General features: G+C 67.4%; 16 protein-coding genes and 1 tRNA gene. 6 read left to right on the forward strand and 11 right to left on the reverse strand.

Annotated elements, in window-relative coordinates:
- The first annotated feature begins 52 nt into the window (after nt 1–52).
- Both FA90_RS02375 and FA90_RS02380 read left to right on the forward strand, forming a co-directional pair.
- Nucleotides 53–1045 (forward strand): serine/threonine protein kinase, encoded by a 993-nt coding sequence (locus FA90_RS02375; RefSeq protein ID WP_036165553.1) that lies wholly within the window; start codon nt 53–55, stop codon nt 1043–1045.
- A 142-nt stretch (nt 1046–1187) separates the two neighbouring features.
- Nucleotides 1188–3581, forward strand: coding sequence for a hypothetical protein (locus tag FA90_RS02380; protein WP_051971339.1), 2394 nt, complete (start codon nt 1188–1190; stop codon nt 3579–3581).
- 28 nt (nt 3582–3609) lie between these two features.
- Here FA90_RS02380 and FA90_RS02385 read toward each other — a convergent pair whose 3' ends face one another.
- The 3 genes from FA90_RS02385 to FA90_RS02395 form a co-directional block, all read right to left on the reverse strand.
- On the reverse strand, nt 3610–4545 hold the full coding sequence (locus FA90_RS02385; protein WP_036173738.1) for a PHB depolymerase family esterase: 936 nt from the start codon (nt 4543–4545) through the stop codon (nt 3610–3612).
- Between the two features lie 155 nt (nt 4546–4700).
- Nucleotides 4701–5105, reverse strand: a complete 405-nt coding sequence (locus tag FA90_RS02390) for a hypothetical protein (RefSeq protein WP_051971340.1) — start codon at nt 5103–5105, stop codon at nt 4701–4703.
- A 5-nt stretch (nt 5106–5110) separates the two neighbouring features.
- The gene (locus FA90_RS02395; protein WP_036165557.1) at nt 5111–6169 is read right to left on the reverse strand and encodes a DUF475 domain-containing protein; all 1059 of its coding nucleotides are present in this window, start codon (nt 6167–6169) and stop codon (nt 5111–5113) included.
- 174 nt (nt 6170–6343) lie between these two features.
- Here FA90_RS02395 and FA90_RS02400 point away from each other — a divergent pair, with 174 nt between their 5' ends.
- The 3 genes from FA90_RS02400 to FA90_RS02410 all read left to right on the forward strand — a co-directional run bounded on the left by FA90_RS02400 (nt 6344) and on the right by FA90_RS02410 (nt 11391).
- Nucleotides 6344–6781, forward strand: a complete 438-nt coding sequence (locus FA90_RS02400; protein WP_036165559.1) for a divergent PAP2 family protein — start codon at nt 6344–6346, stop codon at nt 6779–6781.
- Between the two features lie 227 nt (nt 6782–7008).
- Entirely contained in the window at nt 7009–8136 is a 1128-nt protein-coding gene (locus FA90_RS02405; protein ID WP_036165563.1) for an efflux RND transporter periplasmic adaptor subunit, read from the forward strand.
- A 15-nt stretch (nt 8137–8151) separates the two neighbouring features.
- The gene (locus FA90_RS02410) at nt 8152–11391 is read left to right on the forward strand and encodes an efflux RND transporter permease subunit (protein ID WP_036165566.1); all 3240 of its coding nucleotides are present in this window, start codon (nt 8152–8154) and stop codon (nt 11389–11391) included.
- A 246-nt stretch (nt 11392–11637) separates the two neighbouring features.
- Here the strand turns inward: FA90_RS02410 and FA90_RS02415 are convergent, their stop codons facing one another.
- The 5 genes from FA90_RS02415 to FA90_RS02435 all read right to left on the reverse strand — a co-directional run bounded on the left by FA90_RS02415 (nt 11638) and on the right by FA90_RS02435 (nt 16975).
- Nucleotides 11638–12102 carry a hypothetical protein gene (locus tag FA90_RS02415; protein ID WP_081933585.1) on the reverse strand — a complete coding sequence of 155 codons (465 nt, stop codon included), beginning with the start codon at nt 12100–12102 and terminating at the stop codon, nt 11638–11640.
- 338 nt (nt 12103–12440) lie between these two features.
- A complete protein-coding gene (locus FA90_RS02420) occupies nt 12441–13418 on the reverse strand; it encodes an NAD(P)H-hydrate dehydratase (RefSeq protein ID WP_051971342.1) in 978 nt (325 codons plus the stop codon).
- Between the two features lie 16 nt (nt 13419–13434).
- A complete protein-coding gene (locus FA90_RS02425; RefSeq protein WP_036165570.1) occupies nt 13435–14199 on the reverse strand; it encodes a histidine phosphatase family protein in 765 nt (254 codons plus the stop codon).
- Nucleotides 14200–14321: 122 nt separating this feature from the next.
- Nucleotides 14322–15722 (reverse strand): L-cystine transporter, encoded by a 1401-nt coding sequence (locus tag FA90_RS02430; RefSeq protein ID WP_036165573.1) that lies wholly within the window; start codon nt 15720–15722, stop codon nt 14322–14324.
- Nucleotides 15723–15979: 257 nt separating this feature from the next.
- Entirely contained in the window at nt 15980–16975 is a 996-nt protein-coding gene (locus FA90_RS02435; RefSeq protein WP_036165576.1) for a 5'-nucleotidase, read from the reverse strand.
- Nucleotides 16976–17166: 191 nt separating this feature from the next.
- Between FA90_RS02435 and FA90_RS02440 the strand changes: the two genes are divergently transcribed.
- Nucleotides 17167–17706, forward strand: coding sequence for a lytic transglycosylase domain-containing protein (locus tag FA90_RS02440; protein WP_156116552.1), 540 nt, complete (start codon nt 17167–17169; stop codon nt 17704–17706).
- A gap of 65 nt (nt 17707–17771) precedes the next feature.
- On the opposite strand, the gene FA90_RS02445 is transcribed toward FA90_RS02440, so the two are convergent.
- From FA90_RS02445 to pal, 3 genes are all read right to left on the reverse strand, one after another.
- Nucleotides 17772–17847: transfer RNA gene (locus FA90_RS02445), tRNA-Lys, on the reverse strand.
- 80 nt (nt 17848–17927) lie between these two features.
- Nucleotides 17928–18689 (reverse strand): tol-pal system protein YbgF, encoded by a 762-nt coding sequence (gene ybgF, locus FA90_RS02450; protein ID WP_036165580.1) that lies wholly within the window; start codon nt 18687–18689, stop codon nt 17928–17930.
- A 133-nt stretch (nt 18690–18822) separates the two neighbouring features.
- Entirely contained in the window at nt 18823–19347 is a 525-nt protein-coding gene (gene pal / locus FA90_RS02455) for a peptidoglycan-associated lipoprotein Pal (protein ID WP_036165583.1), read from the reverse strand.
- Between the last annotated feature and the right edge of the window lie 10 nt (nt 19348–19357).

The following is a 19357-nucleotide window of genomic DNA, read 5'->3' on the forward strand; positions in this document are numbered from 1 at the left end:
GGCGAATCATCGGGCGCAAGCGGATTGCCATGGCGCGCCTTACAATGGCGGCATGGATCATCCTCACGACACTCATCCGTATTCCCGGCTCGACCCGCAGATGGTGCTGGAAGCCGTCGACAGCGTCGGCCTGCGCGGCGACGGCCGCCTGCTGGCCCTGAACAGCTACGAAAACCGCGTCTACCGCGTCGGCCGCGAGGAAGGCCAGCCGGTGGTGGTCAAGTTCTACCGCCCGGGGCGCTGGAGCGATGCCGCCATCCTCGAAGAACACGCGTTCTTGCAGGAGCTCGAGCAGCAGGAGGTGCCGGTGGTGCCCGCGCGCGTGCTCGACGGCCGCACGCTGCACGAGTTCGGCGGCTTCCGTTTCACCGTCTTCCCCAGCCGCGGCGGACGCGCGCCCGAGCTGTCCGATCCCAGCGTGCTCGAATGGATCGGGCGCTTCATCGGCCGCATCCATGCGGTCGGCGCCGTCAAGCCCTTCGCCGAGCGCCCGGCGCTGAACCTGGATACTTTTGGACGCGAGCCGCGCGCCTGGCTGATCGGGCACGGCTTCATCCCGCACGAACTGCTGACCGCCTACACCAGCGTGCTCGACCAGGCGCTCGACGGCGTGGCGCGCTGTTTCGAGCGCGCCGGCACGCTGCCGCTGCTGCGCCTGCACGGCGACTGCCACGCCGGCAACGTGTTGTGGACCGGCGACGGCCCGCATTTCGTGGACTTCGACGACAGCCGCATGGGACCGGCCGTGCAGGACCTGTGGATGCTGCTGTCCGGCGAGCGCCAGGAGATGGTGAGCCAGCTCGGCGACGTATTGGCCGGCTACGAAGACTTCTGCGAATTCGATCCGCGCCAGCTGTACCTGGTCGAAGCCTTGCGCACCCTGCGCCTGATCCATTATTCGGCCTGGCTGGCGATGCGCTGGCACGACCCGGCCTTCCCGGCGGCCTTTCCCTGGTTTAACACGCAGCGCTATTGGCAGGACCGCATCCTCGAGCTGCGCGAGCAGGTGGCGCTGATGGACGAGCCGCCGCTGTGGCCGGTGTAATTCTTTGCGCTGTGGCCGGTGTAATTCTTTGAATTGACGCCGTTTCGCGCCCCAGCTCGGCGCGACAACGGCGGCGCGACTGAGGCATAATCAGGCTACGGGCCAGTCCGGCCCGCCAGCGTGACCTTCAACCGAGATGCCCATGACCACCCGTCCCGACCCGCACCAGCTGAGCGATCCGAGCACCGATTTCACCATCGACATGCCGTCCTCTGCGGGCGCGCCGGGCTCGGTACAACAGGCCGTGCAGCAGGCGGCCCCGCAACGGGCGCCGCAGCCGGCGCCGGAACGCGAACCGCAGCGCGCGCAGCTGGAAGAGCGCGCGATCAAGGAAGGCATCGCCCGCGTCGAGGCCGAAGCCAAGGCGGCGGTGGCGGCCGAAAACCGCGCCCACGCCGAGGCGCGCGCGCGCAGCCTGGCGCAGGAGCGCGCCGCGATCGACGCCGAAGCCGCCGCCGCCGCGCAGGCCAACGCCCAGGCCTCGGAAGAAGCGATCGAAGCCAACCGCGGGCGTATCGAAATCCTGCGCGCTTCCGCCCGCGCCGCCGCAGAGCGCCTGGAAGCGATCCGCCAGGAGACCGCCGAGCTGCGCGCGCGCGTCCAATCCGAAACCCAGATCCGCCTGGCGTCCGAAGCGCGCGCCCGCGCCGAGGAAGAAGCGCGCCGCCGCGCCGAAGAACAGGCCCGGGCCGACGCCGAGATCGCCGAGCGCGCCGCGCGCGAAGCCGACGAGCTGGCGCTGCATTCCGAGCAGGCGCGCCGGCAGGCGGCCGAGCGCACCGCTGCCGTGCATGCGGCGCGCGAGGAAGTGCTGCACAGCGCCAGCGCCGACGCGCGCGTGGCCATCCTGGCGCGCGAACGCGAGCGGGCCGAACGCGGCGCGCGCCAGACCGCCGAAAAACTCGCCGAAGCCGAGGCCGAGGCGCTCGAGCTGGCGCTGCAGCGCGAACGCGCCGACCAGGTCGCGCTGGCGTCCAGCTTCGCGCGCGCGGCCGCGGAGGCGCGTGCGATCGAGGAGGCGCGCGCGCTGGCCCACATCGAGCAGGAGCGCGAGGCGATCGCGCTGGCCCAGGCCGAGTCCGAGCGCACCGCAGCCCAGTCGCTGCGCCTGCGCATGCAGACCGAAAAGGAATTGCGCGATGCCGCCGTGCACCGCGAACGCGTGGAGCAGAAGGCCGCCGCGGCGGCGGATGCGCGGCGCGAGGCCGAAGCGCGCATCCTGGCCGCGACCGAAGCGCGTATCGAGGCCGACCGCAAGCTGCGCGCGGTGTCGATCGAGCGCGCCAGCGCCGAGGAGCTCGAGGCCCAGCAGGCGCAGGCGCGGCTGGACGCCGAGCAGGCCGCGGCCGAGGGGGCGCGCCAGCGCGCCGCCGCCGACGCCCTGGCCGAGGAGGCGGCGCGCCGCGAAGCCGAGCAGCATGCGCACGAGCGCCGGCTGGCGCAGCAGCGCGCCGAGCTGGCCCAGGCCGCCGCCGATGCGCAGGCTGCCGAGAACGCGGCGCAAGCCGAGGCTCAGGCCGCGCTGCAGGCCCAGGCCGAGGCCCGCCAGGCCGCCGCCGCGCTGGCCGAACGGCGCTTGCGGGAAGCGCAGGCGCTGCTCGAGGCCGAGCGTGAACGCCTGCGTCTGGAGGAACAGGCGCTGGCGCGCCAGCAGGAACGCATCGAAGCCGAGCACGCATTGGCCGCCGCGGCCGAGGCGCACGCCCGCGCGGAACAGGAGCGCGCGCATCAGCTGCACGCCGAGCTGCAGGTCCAGCAGGATGCCGAGGCCCGCGCCCAGGCCGCGCAGCAGGCCGCACAGCAAGCCCAGCGCCGCGCCGCCGATGCCGCCCTGGCCGGGGCCGCGCACGAGGAAGCCACCGCCGCCGCCGCGCGCGCGCAGGCCGACCAGGCGCTGGAACTGGCGCGCCTCCAGCGCGAGCGCCTGGACGACGAACGGCGCCAGCAGGCGCTGGCCGACGAGCTGCTCGTGGCCGAACGCGTCGGCGCCGATGCCGCGCGCGAGGCCTTGCGCCTGCTCGAGCAAAAGCTGGCTGCGCAGCGCCAGCAGACGGCGCTCGACATGCGCGCCAACGAAGCCGCCAATGCACGCCTGGCGTCCGAGCGCGCCGCCGTCGCCGCGGCCGAGGCGCGCGCGCTGGCCGAAGAGGAACGGGCGCAGCTGGCGCGCACGCGCGAGCTGGCCGAGCAGGCCGCCGCACGCGCCGCGAGCGACAAGCGCGAAGCCCAGCGCGCCCTGCTCGAGCACGCCCAGCAGGCTGCGGCGATGCAGCGCCGCGCGCTCGACGCGACCCAGGAGATGGCCGAGGCCAAGCGCCGCATGGTCGAACTGGAAGCGGCGCGCCACGAAGAGCAGGTCGCCGAGCTGGGCCTGCTGCGCGAGCAGATCGAGGCGCGCCAGCACGAAGCCAAACAGCGCGCCGAGTCGGCCGACCTGGCGCGCGAGGTACTCGGGCGCTTCTCGCAACTGCCTTCGGCCCAGCAGGCCGCGGCGCGCCTGGCCGAGGCGGTGGCCAAGCAGCGCGGCGAAAGCTGACGCGCGCTCGCAGGCGCGCCGACCCCGTTTACTGGCGGTTCGAGGCGCGCTTGTCGCGGAAGAAGATCCAGGCTTCCTCGGCGGCGTCGACGTCATGGTTCATGTTGCCGGCGAGCTTGCGCAGGATCCAGGGCAGGTCGTCGGCCTTGGACGAGGGCGCGTGGCCGCCGCCTTCGATGCGCATCAGTTCGATCTGCACGCGCGCCGGGTCCTGGCCCCAGATGTAGCGCGTGGCGAAGGTCGGATCCGACGACTGCAGGTGCGGGATGCGGTAGCGGCCGGCCAGCTCGGTCAAGCCGTCCACGCGGCGCCACAGCGCCACCGATTCGTCCACGCCGATGCCGCTGCCGCGTCCGCGCAGCAGCCAGTTGCCGAGCTTGCCGCCTTCGTAGGGCACGATGCGGTCGGCGGTGCCGTGCATGACGAACACCGACATCGGGCGCGACGGCGCACGGCAATGGCTCTGGGCCGGCATCAGCGCGCTCTGCACCCCGATCGCGGCCAGGCGCGGCGCAAGTTCGATGCCGAGCCGGTAGGCCATGCCGCCGCCGTTCGAGCTGCCGAACACGTACACCCGTTCGGGATCGGCCCCCAGCTCGTTGACGGCGACGTTGATCAGATCGGAGATGAAGCCGACGTCGTCGCCGGTCGGGTTGGTCGGGGCGTCGCCGCGGCAATCGTTCCAGGATGTACGGCCGTCGCCGGCCTTCATGCCGTCCGGCGCGATCAGGAGCACGCGCTCGCGCTCGGCCAGGCGCACCCAGTCGAGCGATCGGTAGCCGGCGAAGGAATCCATGCCGACCATCATGGCGCCGTTGGTGCCGTGGCCGTGCAGCAGGATCACCAGCGGCCGGTTGCTGCGCGCCAGGCGGTCCGGCTCGACCACCATGTAATGGCGCATCCCTTCAGGACGTGGCAGGGTACGTTCGGTGATGGTCGAGGCGTGCGCGGGCGATCCCGCCATGCCGGTTCCCAGAAGCGCCGCCGCCAACACCATCACCGCCCGTAATCGCATACGCCAACCTCAGCTTTCTCAGCTTGATTCACTGAACAGCTTGCATGTTGGCACAGGGTTGGCAAATTGTCATCCCTGTTTCGTGCGCCGTGGCTTATCGGTTGTTATGGGTTGCTGGGCGCGGTCGGGTGATCGCCGCCGACGATGACCTTGTCGGCGTAGTACTGGGTGTCGCCGAAGCAGGTGGTGGGCACGCCCACGTGTTGCGAATAGCTGATCTGGACGCGCCGGCCCATGGCGTTTTGCAGCTGTTGGGCCAGGGCGTCGTCGCGCACCGTGAAGGCGAAGCGCTCGGGAATCGCGCCCGGCATGCTCGAGAGCAGGATCTCGCCTTCCCAGGTCTTGCACAGCCAGCCCTTTTTCGACAGCTTCTGCAGGTAGCCGGCGCGTTCGCCTTCCGAATACGACCAGTGCAGGACGGTCCACAGGTAGAGCGCGCACAGCACGGCGGCGGCGACGATGACGGAGGCGAGGATGGCGCCGGCGCGGCGCGGGAAGGTCGATGCCATGGGTGTCAGGAGTGGGTGGTGGTGGACAGTTCGGGCGCGTTGCGGCGGCGATGGCGGATCGACGACCACAGCGATACCAGGATGAAGGCGACGCCGGACAGGCCGGTGAACCATTCGGGAATCTCGTATTCGACGCTGGCGAACATGATCAGCGCCAGGATGCCGATCGCGTAGTGGGCGCCATGCTCGAGGAAGACGAATTCCTGCAGCGTGCCCTTGTGGACCAGGAATACGGTCAGCGAGCGCACGAACATCGCGCCGATCGCCAGGCCGAGCATGATGGTCACGACGTCGTTGGTGATGGCAAACGCCCCGATCACGCCGTCGAAGCTGAACGAGGCGTCCAGCACTTCCAGGTAGATGAAGCCGCCGATACTGCCCTGCGACACCAGCTTGCCGACGCCGCCCGCGCCTTCCTCTTCCTTGTCTTCGAGCAGGCCGCTGAACCAGTTGACGGCGACGTAGACGATCACGCCGACCACGCCGGCGATCAGCACCGGCAGCTTGCGCGCCTCGGGCATCAGGTGCATGCAGCCGAATACGGCGAGCAGGGTCAGCAGGATGGCGAAGCCTTCGTTGCCGATGTCGCCGACCTTTTCCTCGATCCAGCCCAGCCAGTGCAGTTCCTTTTCGTCGTCGAACAGGAAGTTCAGGAACACCAGCAGCAGGAAGGCGCCGCCGAAGGCCGCCACCTCGGCGTGCTTGGCGGTCAGGTTGCGGGCGTACACCTCGGGGGTATTGATCGCCATGTGCCAGACGTCGACCAGGCCCAGGCCGGTGGCCACCGCCACGATCAGCAGCGGAAACAGCAGGCGCATGCCGAACACCGCCACCACGATGCCGACCGTGAGGAACAGGCGCTGCCAGAACGCGTTCCAGTGGCGCAGCACGGAAGCGTTGACGACCGCGTTATCGAAAGACAACGAAACTTCGAGCACCCCGAGCACCGCCGCGATCCACAGGCTCCGCAGCAGGCCGGCGCTGCCGCCGTGCCCGAACCCCCACCAGGCAGCCAGCGCCAGCAGGACGGCCGTGACCACGAACGACAACTTGAAATGCTGCATCAATAAAACTCCGTGCGAAATTGAGCGACCAGGCCGCGATATTGTCTGAAATGCCAGATTGGCGCCATCTTACCTGTATTGCTCCATGGCGGGCGCAGCGGACGGCGAGTCCGGGGCTATCGCGGCGGTGCATGGCGGCATTACAATGTCCGTTTTATTAATTCTGGATGTGGCATGGACCTGACTTATCTGCTGACACCGTTGCTGACCTGGCTGGTGGTCGGCCCGATCAAATTCCTGATCAATAGCGCGCGCCAGCGCCGCTGGGCCTTCAACCTGGTCGGCAACGGTGGCTTCCCGAGCAACCACAGCGCCACCGTGACCAGCATGGCCACGCTGATCGCCCTGCGCGAGGGGATGGGCAGCCCGGCCTTCGGCGTCGCCGTCACGCTGTGCTTCATCGTCATGATCGACGCCAACAGCCTGCGCCAGCACGTCGGCCGCCAGGCCGCGGCGATCAACCGCCTGGCCGGCCGGAGCGGGGCTGAGCAAGGCGGCGCCGGCGACAAGCCGCTGCGCGAACGCATGGGCCACACGCTGGTCGAGATCGGCGGCGGCATCGTCACCGGCATCATCATGGGCAACCTGGTCTACCACGTGTTCGTCAAATAAGTTTCCCGGACGGCAGGGCGGACGTCCGTCCGCTGTCCACCTGTCCGCGCGGCATGCATTTCAGCCCCGTCCAGCCGCATTTCATCCTGCAAAAACGCAGTTCATCCCACCAAAACCACGGTATGCCGATCGGCGATTGACCTTGGTGACAGGCTCACGGATACTGCGCGCTGGCCTTTTCCATCCTAGATAAATAACAGAGCCGGTCCACTCGGGAGAATCACGACATGCTGCGCAATACTCTTATCATCCTTGCCATTGCCTCGACGCTGAGCGCTTGTGGCAAGGGGCCCAAGGATCCCGCCGCCGAGGCCGGCAAGGACGCCAGGAACGCCAAGACCGTCCAGCTGCTGGTCCAACCGGAAGACGTGCTGACGGTACAGAGCAATGCGCTGGCGTCCGGCCCGGTGATTACCGGTTCGATCCAGCCCGAGCGCCGCGCCGACCTGCGCGCGGAGATCTCGGCCGTCGTGCTGCAGGTGCTCAAGGAAAACGGCGAGCCGGTCAAGAAAGGCGACGTGCTGGTCAAGCTCGACCCGACCTCGATCCGCGACAGCCTGCAATCGGTCGACGACGCCATGCGCGCCTCGACCCAGGCGCTGGACCAGTCGCAGCGCGCATTCGACCGCCTGAAAACCCTGCGCGCCGAGGGCATGGTCTCGGCCCAGGCGCTGGACGACGCCGAAGTCAAGCGCAACAACGCCCAGAGCGACGTCTCGGCCGCGCGCGCGCGCGTGGTGGCGGCGCGCCAGCAGGTCGACCGCACCGTGGTGCGCGCGCCGTTCGACGGCATCGTCTCCGACCGCAAGGTCTCGAACGGCGACACCGCCGCCATCGGCAAGGAACTGCTGAAAGTGATCGACCCGGCCAGCATGCGCTTCGAAGGCGCGGTCTCGGCCGACAAGGTGAGCGTGGTCAAGGTCGGCCAGCCGGTGCTGTTCCGTGTGAACGGCTACGGCGAGCAGCAGTTCCAGGGCGTGGTGCGCCGCGTCGACGCCTCGGCCAACGACGTCACGCGCCAGGTCGAGGTGCTGGTCGGCTTTGCCGGCAGCAACCAGCCGCACGTGTCCGGCCTGTACGCCGAAGGCCACATCGATTCGGAAACCTCGGACGCGCTGACCCTGCCGGAATCCGCCATGGTGCGCAACGGCGACAAGACCTATGTCTGGAAGGTCAAGGGCAACACCCTGGCCAAGGCCGACCTGGCGGTGGGCACGCGCGACCCGCGCAGCGGCAACTACCAGATCACCGGCGGCCTGGCCTCCGGCGACATCGTGCTGCGCCACCCGAATTCGAGCCTGAAGGATGGCCAGAAGGTCGAACTGGCGGGCACCGCGCGCGTGGCCACTAAATAACAACTGGGAAATACCATGTTCCTGTCCAATTTCAGCGTCAAGAAGCCCATCGCCACCATCGTGCTGATCATCGGCATGATGTGCATGGGCCTGCTCGCGCTTTCCAAGCTGCGCGTGAACCAGAACCCGGACGTCGACCTGCCGCTGCTCGTGGTCCAGGTGCCGTATCCGGGCGCCTCGCCCGAGACCAGCGAGCGCGAGATCATCAACCGCCTCGAAAAGCAGATGCAGAGCATCACCGGCGTGACCGACGTCAACGCCAACGCCAACGAAGGCAGTGCCACCTTCCTGCTGTGGTTCGACTTCAAGCGCAACCTGATCGAAGCCGAGGACGATGTCCGTAATGCGATCAATTCGGTGCGCTACAAGCTGCCGGTCGAGATGCGCGAGCCGATGATCATCCGGGTCGATCCGTCGGCCCAGCCGATCATGAACATCTCGCTGTCCTCGACCACCCAGAGCCACGCCGAGATCTCGCGCCTGGCCGAAGACACGCTGGCCGACAAATTCCGCGCCATCGACGGCGTCGCCAACGTGCAGGTCAACGGCGCCCTGCAGCGCGAGCTGTCGGTGCTGCTGCACGCGCAGAAGATGCGTGAATTCAACGTCTCGGCCACCGACATCACCAGCGCGCTGCAGCGCCAGAACACCAACGCCCCGGCCGGCAAGGTGAGAAGCGAATTGGACGAGAAGGGCATCCGCCTGATCGGCCGCATCGAGCATCCGGAAGACTTCTCGCAGGTCGTGGTCAAGCGCAACGGCGACCAGATCGTACGCCTGAACCAGGTCGCCGATATCAAGGACGGCTTTGCCGACATCGACAGCGTGTCGATGCGCAGCGGTAAGCCGAACGTCGGCCTGGGCATCGTCCGCACCCGCGAGGCATCGACCGTGTCGATCGCCAAGAAGGTGCGCGAGGTGATCGACAGCATGAACAAGGAGCTGCCGCCCGGGACCAAGATGGAAATCACGCGCGACGGCGGCGACGAAGCCCAGCGTAGCCTGAACAACGTGATCGAATCGCTGGTCTATGGCGCGATCCTGACCATCCTGGTGGTGTACGCCTTCCTCAATTCCTGGCGCTCGACCCTGATCACCGCGACCTCGCTGCCGACTTCGGTGCTGGCGGCCTTCATCGCGGTGTGGCTGTGCGGCTTCACGCTCAACTTCATGACGCTGCTCGGCCTGTCGCTGGCGATCGGCGTGCTGATCGACGACGCCATCGTGGTGCGCGAAAACATCGTGCGCCACATGGAGATGGGCGAAGACCGCCGCACCGCCGCCCTGAACGGCACCGCCGAGATCGGCATGGCGGTGGCCTCGACCACCTTCTCGATCATGGCCGTGTTCATCCCGGTCGCCTTCATGCCGGGCATCTCGGGCGAATGGTTCCGTCCGTTCGCCCTCACTGTCGCCTGCTCGGTGATCGTGTCGCTGTTCATCTCGTTCACGCTCGACCCGATGCTGTCGGCCTACTGGGGCGACCCGCCGGGCCACCACCATGCGCCCAAGAAAGGCATCGAGCGCTACCTGGCGCGCTTCAACGCCTGGTTCGACCGCCAGGCCGACCGCTACGGCCACGTGATCGCCTGGGCGCTGCACCACCGCCGCTGGATGGCCATGATCGCAGTGGCGACCTTCATCGTCGCGATCGGGCTGCAGGGCAAGTTCGGCGGCACCGCCTTCCTGCCCAAGATGGACAGCGGTTCGCTGATCGTCGACGTGCGCACCCCGGCTTCGGCTTCGGTCGGCTACGCCAGGGCGAAGATGGAAGAAGCGGCCGCGCTGGCGCGCACGCTGCCGGAAACCAAGGACACCAACAGCTCGATCACCTCGGCCGGCGGGCAGGTCGTGGTCGACATCGGCAAGCGCACCGAGCGCAAGCGCGATGCCGCCACCGTGGCGGTCGAGCTGCGCCAGAAGATCGCGCGCCTGGTCGGCGCCGAGTTCACCGTGACCGACGACCTGTCGGGCAACGGCAAGCCGGTGCAGATCGAGTTCACCGGACCGGACACGCGCAAGCTGATGGAATTGACCTCCGCCTACATGGAAAAGCTGCGCAACGTGAAAGGCGCGGTCGACGTCACGCTGAGCCAGCAGGATCCGAAGGACGAGCTGCAGATCGAGCTCGACCGCGGCCTGTCGAACACGCTGGGCATCGCCGTCGGTGACGCCGCCAACGCGCTGCGCGTGGCCTTCGCCGGCATCCAGGTCGGCGACTGGGTCGACCCGACCGGCGAGGCGCGCGACGTCTCGGTGCGCCTGGCGCCGGAGGACCGCGTCGGCACCGACAACATCGCGCGCCTGCCGATCCCGATCGCGGGCACCAACCAGATGGTCCCGCTCGACCAGATCGCCAAGATCACGATGGGCAAGGGCCCGTCGCAGATCGAGCACAAGAACGGCAAGCGCATCATCACCGTCTCGGCCAACGTCGAAGGCCGTTCGAACGGCGAGGTGACCGAAGACGCGATGAATCTGGCCAAGTCGATGGACTTCCCGCCGGGGTACGGCCTGGCGCTGGGCGGTTCGGGCAAGGACCAGAAAGAGCTGTTCACCCAGATGACGATCGCGCTGGTGTCCGGTATCGGCCTGATGTACCTGATCCTGGTGATGCAGTTCGGCTCGTTCACGGCGCCGATCGGCGTGATGCTGTCGCTGCCGCTGTCGCTGATCGGCGTGGTAGTGGCGCTGCTGCTGACCAAGGGCTCGCTCAACCTGATGAGCTTCATCGGCATCATCATGCTGATGGGCCTGGTCGCCAAGAACGCCATCCTGCTGCTGGACGCCGCGCGTAGCCGCGAGGCCGAGGGCATGGACCGCGAGGAAGCGCTGATGGAAGCCGGACGCGCGCGCCTGCGTCCGATCCTGATGACGACCTTCGCGCTGATCGCCGGCATGCTGCCGGTGGCGCTGGCGCTGGGCGACTCCGGCCAGTTCTACCAGCCGCTGGCGGTGGCTATCATCGGCGGCACCATTACCTCGACCATGCTGACCTTGCTGGTGGTGCCGACTTTCTACGATAGCATCGAGATCGCACGCGAACGCATGTTCGCCAAGTTCCAGCGCCGCGCCGCCCGCCTGACGCCGCTACCGGCCTTCGTGATGACCTTCGTCGAAGCCTTGCTGACGCTGACCTTCGGGCGGTTCGTGTTCCGCATGCTGGTCAATGGAGTGCGCTTCGCCACCGGCCGTCGCCGCGGCCCGCGTGTCGACAGCGACGCCGACGCCAAACTGGGCAGCGGTCCGGCCTGATCCGGCCTGCAAGCGGACCTGTCCGCAAGCATGAAAAGGGCCTGCGTTTTGCAGGCCCTTTTTTTTGGACAAAAGAAAACGCACCCGACGCCGGAGCGTGGGTGCGTTTCGTATCTACGCGAAGCGGTATGCGCTGCCGCCGCGCTAACCGCGGCAGTGCATGCCGGAACGAACATCCGTCAGCCCGATTGGCTGGGGATGTGCGTGCAAAGGGCCTGTGCGACCCTTTGCCAGGTAGCCACCGTATTAATGGCCGCTGGTGCCCGAGGTGCCGCCCGACGAGCCAGCGCCCGAGGTGCCGGTGGACGAACCGCTGCCGGTCGAACCCGACATGCCCGACGAACCCGAGGTGCCGGTGCCCGAAGCGCCAGTGCCGGTTGCGCCCGTGCCGGTCGCGCCGGTGCCCGAGGTGCCGGTGCCGGTTGCGCCGGTGCCGGTGTCGCCGGTGGTGCCGGTTGCGCCGGTACCGGTTGCGCCGCCTGCAGCGCCGGTGGTGCCGCCGGTGGTGCCGGCTGCGCCTGCGCCGGTACCGGTGTCACCCGCTGCGCCGGTGCCGCCGGTGCCGCTGGTGCCCGAGCTGCTGCTCGGCGCGGTGGCCGACGTATCGCCGGCGCCGGTCGTGCTGGTGGTGTCGTTTTTCTTGCAAGCGGCCAGGGAGGCCATCAAGGCTGCGGCGAACAGAATTTTCGATGCGTTGTTAAGTGCTTTCATTTTTTTACTCCTCGTTCACGTCTATTGTGAGCCGCCGTCTCCAGGTGAGGCGCTGGAGGGTCGGCGGCGCCGGTATGGCTCTGAACGTGCGGTTAAACCTACTGTGCGTTGTTCTGGCGGACTGCGATGCTCGCCGTACTCCAGTACGGCTGCGCTTCTCGTCCACCAGTACTGCCGCTCGTTACGGTCTTCCCGCACGTTCATCCTTGCCGTGCGCTAATTTGGCGTTCAAATTAGACTGATGTGGTCCTTTTCGGTTCGCCGAACTGCACACGTCTTGCGTTATCCACGGTGTGGCTTGTGGATTAGATAAGGGTCGAACGTCACCATTCAACCCCCTAGCCACCGGCGATACTGCCGGATGGTCGGGTCGTCCCGTCGGCGCTGTCGCCGGCGGTTTGTTCCAGGAGCGCGGGAATCTCGTCACACAGTTCCCGCGCCAGATAGCCAAGTCTGCCGAGCCGCTCGGCCAGGCGTTCGCCGGCGCGCGCGTGCAGCGCCACGCCCCAGCTCACGGCCTGCGTCAGGTCGGCGCCGCGCGCCGCCAGTCCGGCGATGATGCCTGCCAGCACATCGCCCGAACCCGACGTGGCCAGGCCGACGTTGCCGCCCTCGTGCTGCCAGCGCTCGCCGGACGGTGCGGCGATCACGGTGCGCGCGCCCTTGAGCGCGACCACCGCGTTCCAGCGCTGCGCCGCTTCCAACGCATGGTGGTCGGTGGCATTGCCGATCTCGTCCTTGTCGATGCCGGTCAGGTGCGCCATCTCGCCCGCGTGCGGGGTCAGCAGCACCGGCACGTCGAAACGGAACGGGGCCGGATCGCCCGACTGCGGTCCCTCGGGCGGATACAGCAGCGCGCCCATGGCTTCGGCGTCGAGCAGCACGCGGGTGTCGGTGCCGCTCAATCGCGGCAGCAACGCGTGCACCAGGCGCGCGGTGGCGGCTTCGTCCTGCATGCCGGGGCCGATCAGGATCGCGCTGATCGCGTCGGCCAGCGGGTCGAGCGCGGCCACCGCCTCGACCGTGAAGCCGCCGCGTTCGTTCTCGGCCAGGCCGAGCACGCGCGATTCCGGGATCGCCAGCGCGACCAGCTGGGCCACGCTGTTGCCGGTGGCGATCGTGAGCTTGCCGGCGCCGGCGCGCAGGGCGGCGGTGGCGGCCAGGATCACGGCGCCCGGCATTTCGCGCGAGCCGCCCAGGATCAGCACGTGGCCGCGGCCTTCCTTGTCGGCGTCGTCGGATGGGATCGGCAACGGCCAGCTGCGCAGCAGGGCTGTGTCGACGTCGCGCGGGCGGGCATGGGTTTGCTGCGTCATGATGTCGGGAGTGGGTTCAGGCCTTGGCCGCGGTGGGAATGTCTTTGCCGACGGTGACCGGGGTGCCCGAGTCTTCCAGCGGCGCGACGAAATTGACCAGCTTCAGGACAAGCTTGCCGCGCTTGCCGAGTTGCGGGTCGAAGGAATAGGCGGTGACCGAGCAGTTCGGCACATCGCCGGCGCGGTCTTGTTCCAGGATCGCGGCTTCGTCCATGCGCTCGATCAGGTAGCGGAAGCAGTTGACGATCACCTGGTGGCCGACGATCAGCACGCGCTCGCGCGCGTACTCGCGGGTGAGGGTGTCGAGCACGCTGCGCAGGCGCAGGATGACGTCGCACCAGCTTTCGCCGCCGGGCGGGCGGAAATAGAACTTGCCGACGTGGCGGCGCTGCTCGTGCAGCTCCGGGTATTGCTCGGCGATGCCGCGCACGGTCAGGCGGTCGAGGATGCCGAATTCCTTTTCGCGCAGGCGCTCGTCGGCGTGCAGGGCGACCAGCTCGTCACGGTCGAAGCCGCCCATGACGATGTCGGCGGTTTGGGCGGCGCGCACGTAGGGCGAGTGCAGCACGACGGTCGGGCGCTCGTCCGGCGGCATGGCCGCGAACCAGCCGGCCAGGGCCTGCGACTGCCGGCGGCCGAGCGCGGACAGCGGCACGTCGACGTCGCGCTCGGCGATATCGATGCGCAACCCGGCGGCGGCTTCGGCGGCGTCACGCGCGACGTTGCCCGCGCTTTGCCCGTGCCTGACCAGCCAGATTTCTTGAGGCCACTTTTGATCCATCGCCTAACCGTATTTGATAATCAGATGACATCATCATAGACGGATTCGGCGGGACATCCGCGCACGATTCTTTTAGAAAACGTGCGCGTGAAAAACCTTGCGGATTTAAGCGGCGGCAGGGATCAGCTGACCAGTTCCTCGGCATCGAGATTGAGTTCGGCGTCGCTCTCGAACACGCGCATGTCGGTCTGGCCCAGCACCCGGCTGGCGACCGTGCCGGCGGCGATCGAACCGCTGACGTTCAGCGCGGTGCGGCCCATGTCGATCAGCGGCTCGATCGAGATCAGCAGGCCCGCCAGCGCCACCGGCAGGTTCAGCGTCGACAGCACGATCAGCGCGGCGAAGGTGGCGCCGCCGCCGACGCCGGCCACGCCCACCGAGCCGATCGTCACCACGCCGATCAGCGGCAGCAGGAAGCCGGTGGTGAACGGGTCGATGCCCACGGTCGGGGCGATCATCACCGCCAGCATCGCCGGGTAGATGCCGGCGCAGCCGTTCTGGCCCATCATCGAGCCGAACGAGGCGGCGAAGTTGGCGATGCCCTCCGGCGTGCCCAGGCGCGCGGTCTGGGTCTGCACGCTCATCGGGATGGCGCCGGCCGAGGTGCGCGAGGTGAAGGCGAAGGCCAGCACCGGAAACACTTTCTTCACGTAGCGCGCCGGGTTCAGGCCGAGCACGGCGACGATCAGGATGTGCACCAGGAACATCGTCGCCAGCGCGCTGTACGAGGCCATCACGAAGTCGAGCAGGTGCAGGATGTCCTGCAGGCTGGACTTGGCGACCATGCGCGCGATGAGCGCGAACACGCCGAACGGGGTCAGGCGCAACACCAGCGTCACCATGCGCATCACGATCACGTGGGCCACGTGCACGAAGCTGTTGAATTTCGCGAACACGTCCGGCTGCTTGGCGGCGATGCCGGTGGCCGAGACGCCGATGAACAGCGAGAACACCACCACCGCGATGGTCGAGGTCTGGCGCGCGCCGGTCATGTCCAGGAAGGGGTTCTCCGGGATGAACGAGAGAATCATGCTCGGCAGCGAGACCTGCTGGGCGGTCGACAGCTTGCCTTCGAGGTAGTGGCCGCGTGCGATCTCGGCCGCGCTCGAGGTCAGGCCGACCGCGCTCAGGTGGAACAGCTTGGCCATCAGGATGCCGATCGCGGCGGCGACCGCGGTGGTGATCATCAGGGTGCCGATGGTCAGTGCGCTGATCTTGCCCAGCGAAGACGCGTCGCGCAGCTTGAGGATGGCCTGGATGATCGAGACCATGATCAGCGGCGTGACGATCATCTGCAGCAGTTTGACGTAGCCTTCGCCGATGATGCCGAGGTAGCTGCCGGTGTCCGTGATGACCTGCGAGCCGGCCCCGTAAATGACCTGCAGCGCCGCGCCCAGCACGATGCCGAGCCCGAGGCCGCTGAACACGCGCTTGGTGAAGGACAGGTGGCGCTGCTGCATCGTGTAGAGCAGGGCGCAGACCGCCAGGGCGACGGCCAGGTTCAGGATCAGTGGCAGGCTCATAAAGTCCTTTTGGTTGTAACTTGGGCGCTTTATATGCGCACAGGAATATTAAAACGGGATTCTATAGCGAATTCCTCAGTATTGCATGACGGCCTTCAGCCTGCCGTTGGCTATTGCGATTTTCGCAACATCACAGGCGCAGCCGCAGCCGTGCGGCAATCGGCAAACCAGGGGGGTGGGGTAGGGCGTGGTGATGGAAGGGGCGGGGACGATGGCAACGCGGGCGCGCCGCAGGTCGTACGGCGCGCCCGCGAGGTTCAGGCGTCGAGCTTTTCGACCAGCAATGGCGGCTCGGACGCCATCGGCATGTACAGCGGCGAATCGGAGCGGTAGGGCACGCGTCCGGACGCCACGTGGCGCGCCACCGGATCGAGGTGCAGGTCCTGGTCGTCGAAGAAGATGTGGGCGCGGAAGGCCTTGACCACCTTCGACTTGGGCACGCCGCCGAGGAAGAAGATCTCGTTGACGTAGACACCCCAGTGGCGCAGCGTGTTGATGACGCGCATCTCGGCCGGCGCGCTGCGCGCGGTGACGATCGCGATGCGCACCGGCGACACGTCGGCGCCGAACGGCAGCCGCTCCTGCAGGCGCGCCAGCTTGCGCAGCAGGATCGCGTACGGGCCGTCGTTCATCGGTTCGTTCTGGCGCTCGTCCTCGACCGAGTGGAAGCGGTCCAGGCCTTCGGTCTTGTACACCAGCTCGCTCGAATCGTCGAACAGGACGGCGTCGCCGTCGAAGGCGAGGCGCACCTGGTCCTCGGGCGGCGCGGCGCCTTCGTGCGGCGGGGTTTTCAGCACGGCGGCCGCGCACGCCTTGGCGTCGATGATGCGCTGGGCATCGTCGACGTTGGTGGTCAGGAACAGGTCGACCGAGAACGCGTCGAGGTAGTCCACCACCGATTCGCCGCCGGTGAAGGCGTGGCGCGAGATCGGCAGCCCGCGCGAACGGATGTTGTTGAAGACGCGCACGCCGGTCTCCGGGCTGTTGCGCGACATCACGACCACTTCCACCAGCGGCTTCGAATCCGGCGTGGCATAGCGGTTCAGGCCGAGGAGGGCGCGCACCAGGGCCATGCCGGTGCCGTCGCGCAGCGGTTCGCTCTCGCGCTCGAGCATGTAGGCGCGGTATTCCTCCAGCGCGTTCTGCGGGTTCTTGACGTACTTCGCTTTGTAGACGGCATCGGCCTCGGCCAGGTCGAACAGGGCGGTGGCGGAGATGCCGACGATCAGGGTGTCACGCAGGTCGAGGGCCATGGCGGTCGGTGATGATGTTGGGTTACAGGGGGCAATCTTACCGGATGAGCATCGGAAGTCGCTGTTCTAGATAAGAATATTCCTCTAAGAAATTTTCTGTCGAGAAACTCGCGGGCATGCTGAGCTGTCGCAAGGAGCTTACCCGAAGCGGGTAGCAACACGGAGCTGCCCGTACAGCGAGGAGAATGAAGATGGACCAGCCGCTGCCGTCCCGGACACCCGCCGCGTCCTCTCCCGATCCCATGGCGCGGCTGCGCGAGATCCGTCGCCTGGTGCAGGCGAATAATCGCTCGAGCCTGCCGGATGAACTGATCGTTTGCCAGATCTACATGGAATCGCGCTTCGACGCCTGTGCCGAAGCCGACGGCAGCAGCGCGCGCGGCCTGATGCAGCTGCTGAAGGTGGCCAACCGCGAGCTGTTCCGGATCGACAACCTGGCCGCGCCTCCAAGCCAGCGCCAGCCCGAAACCGCGCTGTACGCGCGCGCCGACGCCTTCCACGACAGCCCGGCCTTCATCGACGATGCCGTCAACATCCAGGCCGGCACGCGCTACCTGCAGCTGCTGGTCGACCGGGCCCGGCGCGCGGGCAGCCCGGACCCGGTGGCGCAAGCGTTCAAGGATTATCGCGGGGTGCGTAACGGCATCTACTATCGGAAGATCCGCGCGGCGGCCGAGCACCTGAAGCGCCAGCCCGATTCGATGGCGGCGTTCAAGGTGCTGGCGGCGTAGGGGAGGACTGGAAACAAAAAAGCCACCTCAGTTGCCTGAGATGGCTTTTCTGCTACTACACATTCTGGTAGGCCGTGCGGGGCTCGAACCTGCGACCAACGGATTAAAAGTCCGCTGCTCTACCAACTGAGCTAACGACCCGGAAGAGGCCACATTATAGGGGCGGGCGGCCGGGCTGTCAAACGCACATCAACGGCGTCAGCCCAGGCCCGCGCCCGGGGTTACTTGAGCGAGGCCAGGCGGTCCTTGGCGGTCTGCGCGGCGGACGAATCGGGAAACTTGCTGATCAGCTGCTGCAGCGCCTTCTTGGCGGCTTTCTTGTCCTTCATCTCGTTGTAGCTGGAAGCGATGTTGAGCATCGCGTCCGGCGCCTTCGGGCTGGAACCGTAGTTGGACACCACGCTCTGCAGGGCGGTGATCGCGTTTTTGTAGTCCTTCTGGGCATAGTAGGCGTTGCCGAGCCAGTATTGCGCGTTCGGCGCGTAGGCCGATTGCGGATAGCGGCGGACGAAATCCTGCATCGACGCCGCGGCGCCCTGGTAGTCGCCCGTGGTGAACAGCTTCATCGCGGCGTCGTAGGCGCCTTTTTCGCTCGGCATCACTTCGGCGGCCTGGCCGTCGATGGTCTCCTGGCGCGGCTCGAGCTTCTTGATGCGGCCGTCGAGGTCGGCGTACAGGTCTTTCTGGTTCTTCTGGGCCTGGGCGATGTCGTTGGCCAGCACTTCGATCTGGCCGCGCAGGCGGGCGATTTCCTGCATCGTCTGATCGTGCTGGGCCAGGATGTCGAGCGTGGACGTCTTGTCGGCCTTGGTGTCGATGCGGGCGTTGAGGTCGCGCGCCATGGCGTCGACCTTGGCGCGCAGGTCCAGGATCGCTTTACGTGCTTCATCGTCGTCGAGGATGCCGGCGCTGGCGTGCAGCGGCAGCCAGGCGGCGAGGGCGATGGCGACGGCCGCGAGGCGGAACTGGGACAGTTTGATCATTGTTGACTCTTTCTAAACCTAATGGCTTGATTTTCAAATGAAAACAGGGCGGGAAGCAGTCTGCACTGCCCCCGCCCTGCTGTCAATCCACTGTCAGCCTCGCGCCGTTTACACGGCGGCGATGGCGTCGAGCTTATTGATAGACGATGTCGGCGCGGCGGTTTTCAGCCCAGGCCGCTTCGTCGTGACCAGTGGCCTTCGGCTTTTCCTTGCCCAGCGACACGGCTTCCATCTGGCCGTCGGCCACGCCCAGGGCGGCCATCGACTTGCGCACGGCTTCGGCGCGCTTCTGGCCCAGGGCCAGGTTGTATTCGGTGCCGCCGCGCTCGTCGGTATTGCCCTGGATCAGGACTTTACGGTTGGTGTGCTTGGTCAGGTAGCCCGAGTGGTTCGAGACCACGGCCTTGCCGTCGTCGCGCACCGAGTAGCTGTCGAAGTCGAAGTAGACGCTGCGGTTGGCCAGTACGCCGCCCGGTTGATCCAGTTCGTCGGTGGTGGTCTCGACCGGCGCGACGTTACGGGTGGTGTCGGCCGGGGCCTGAGCGGCGACCGGCGGCTTTTCTACGACCGGTGCCGGTTCGGCGACTTTGGTCGACGAGCAGGCGGACAGCAGGGCCGCTGCCGACGCAACGAGGGCTGCAATTTTCAGATTACGCATGGTTTTTCTC

Source organism: Massilia sp. 9096 (assembly GCF_000745265.1).
Lineage (GTDB): Bacteria > Pseudomonadota > Gammaproteobacteria > Burkholderiales > Burkholderiaceae_D > Telluria.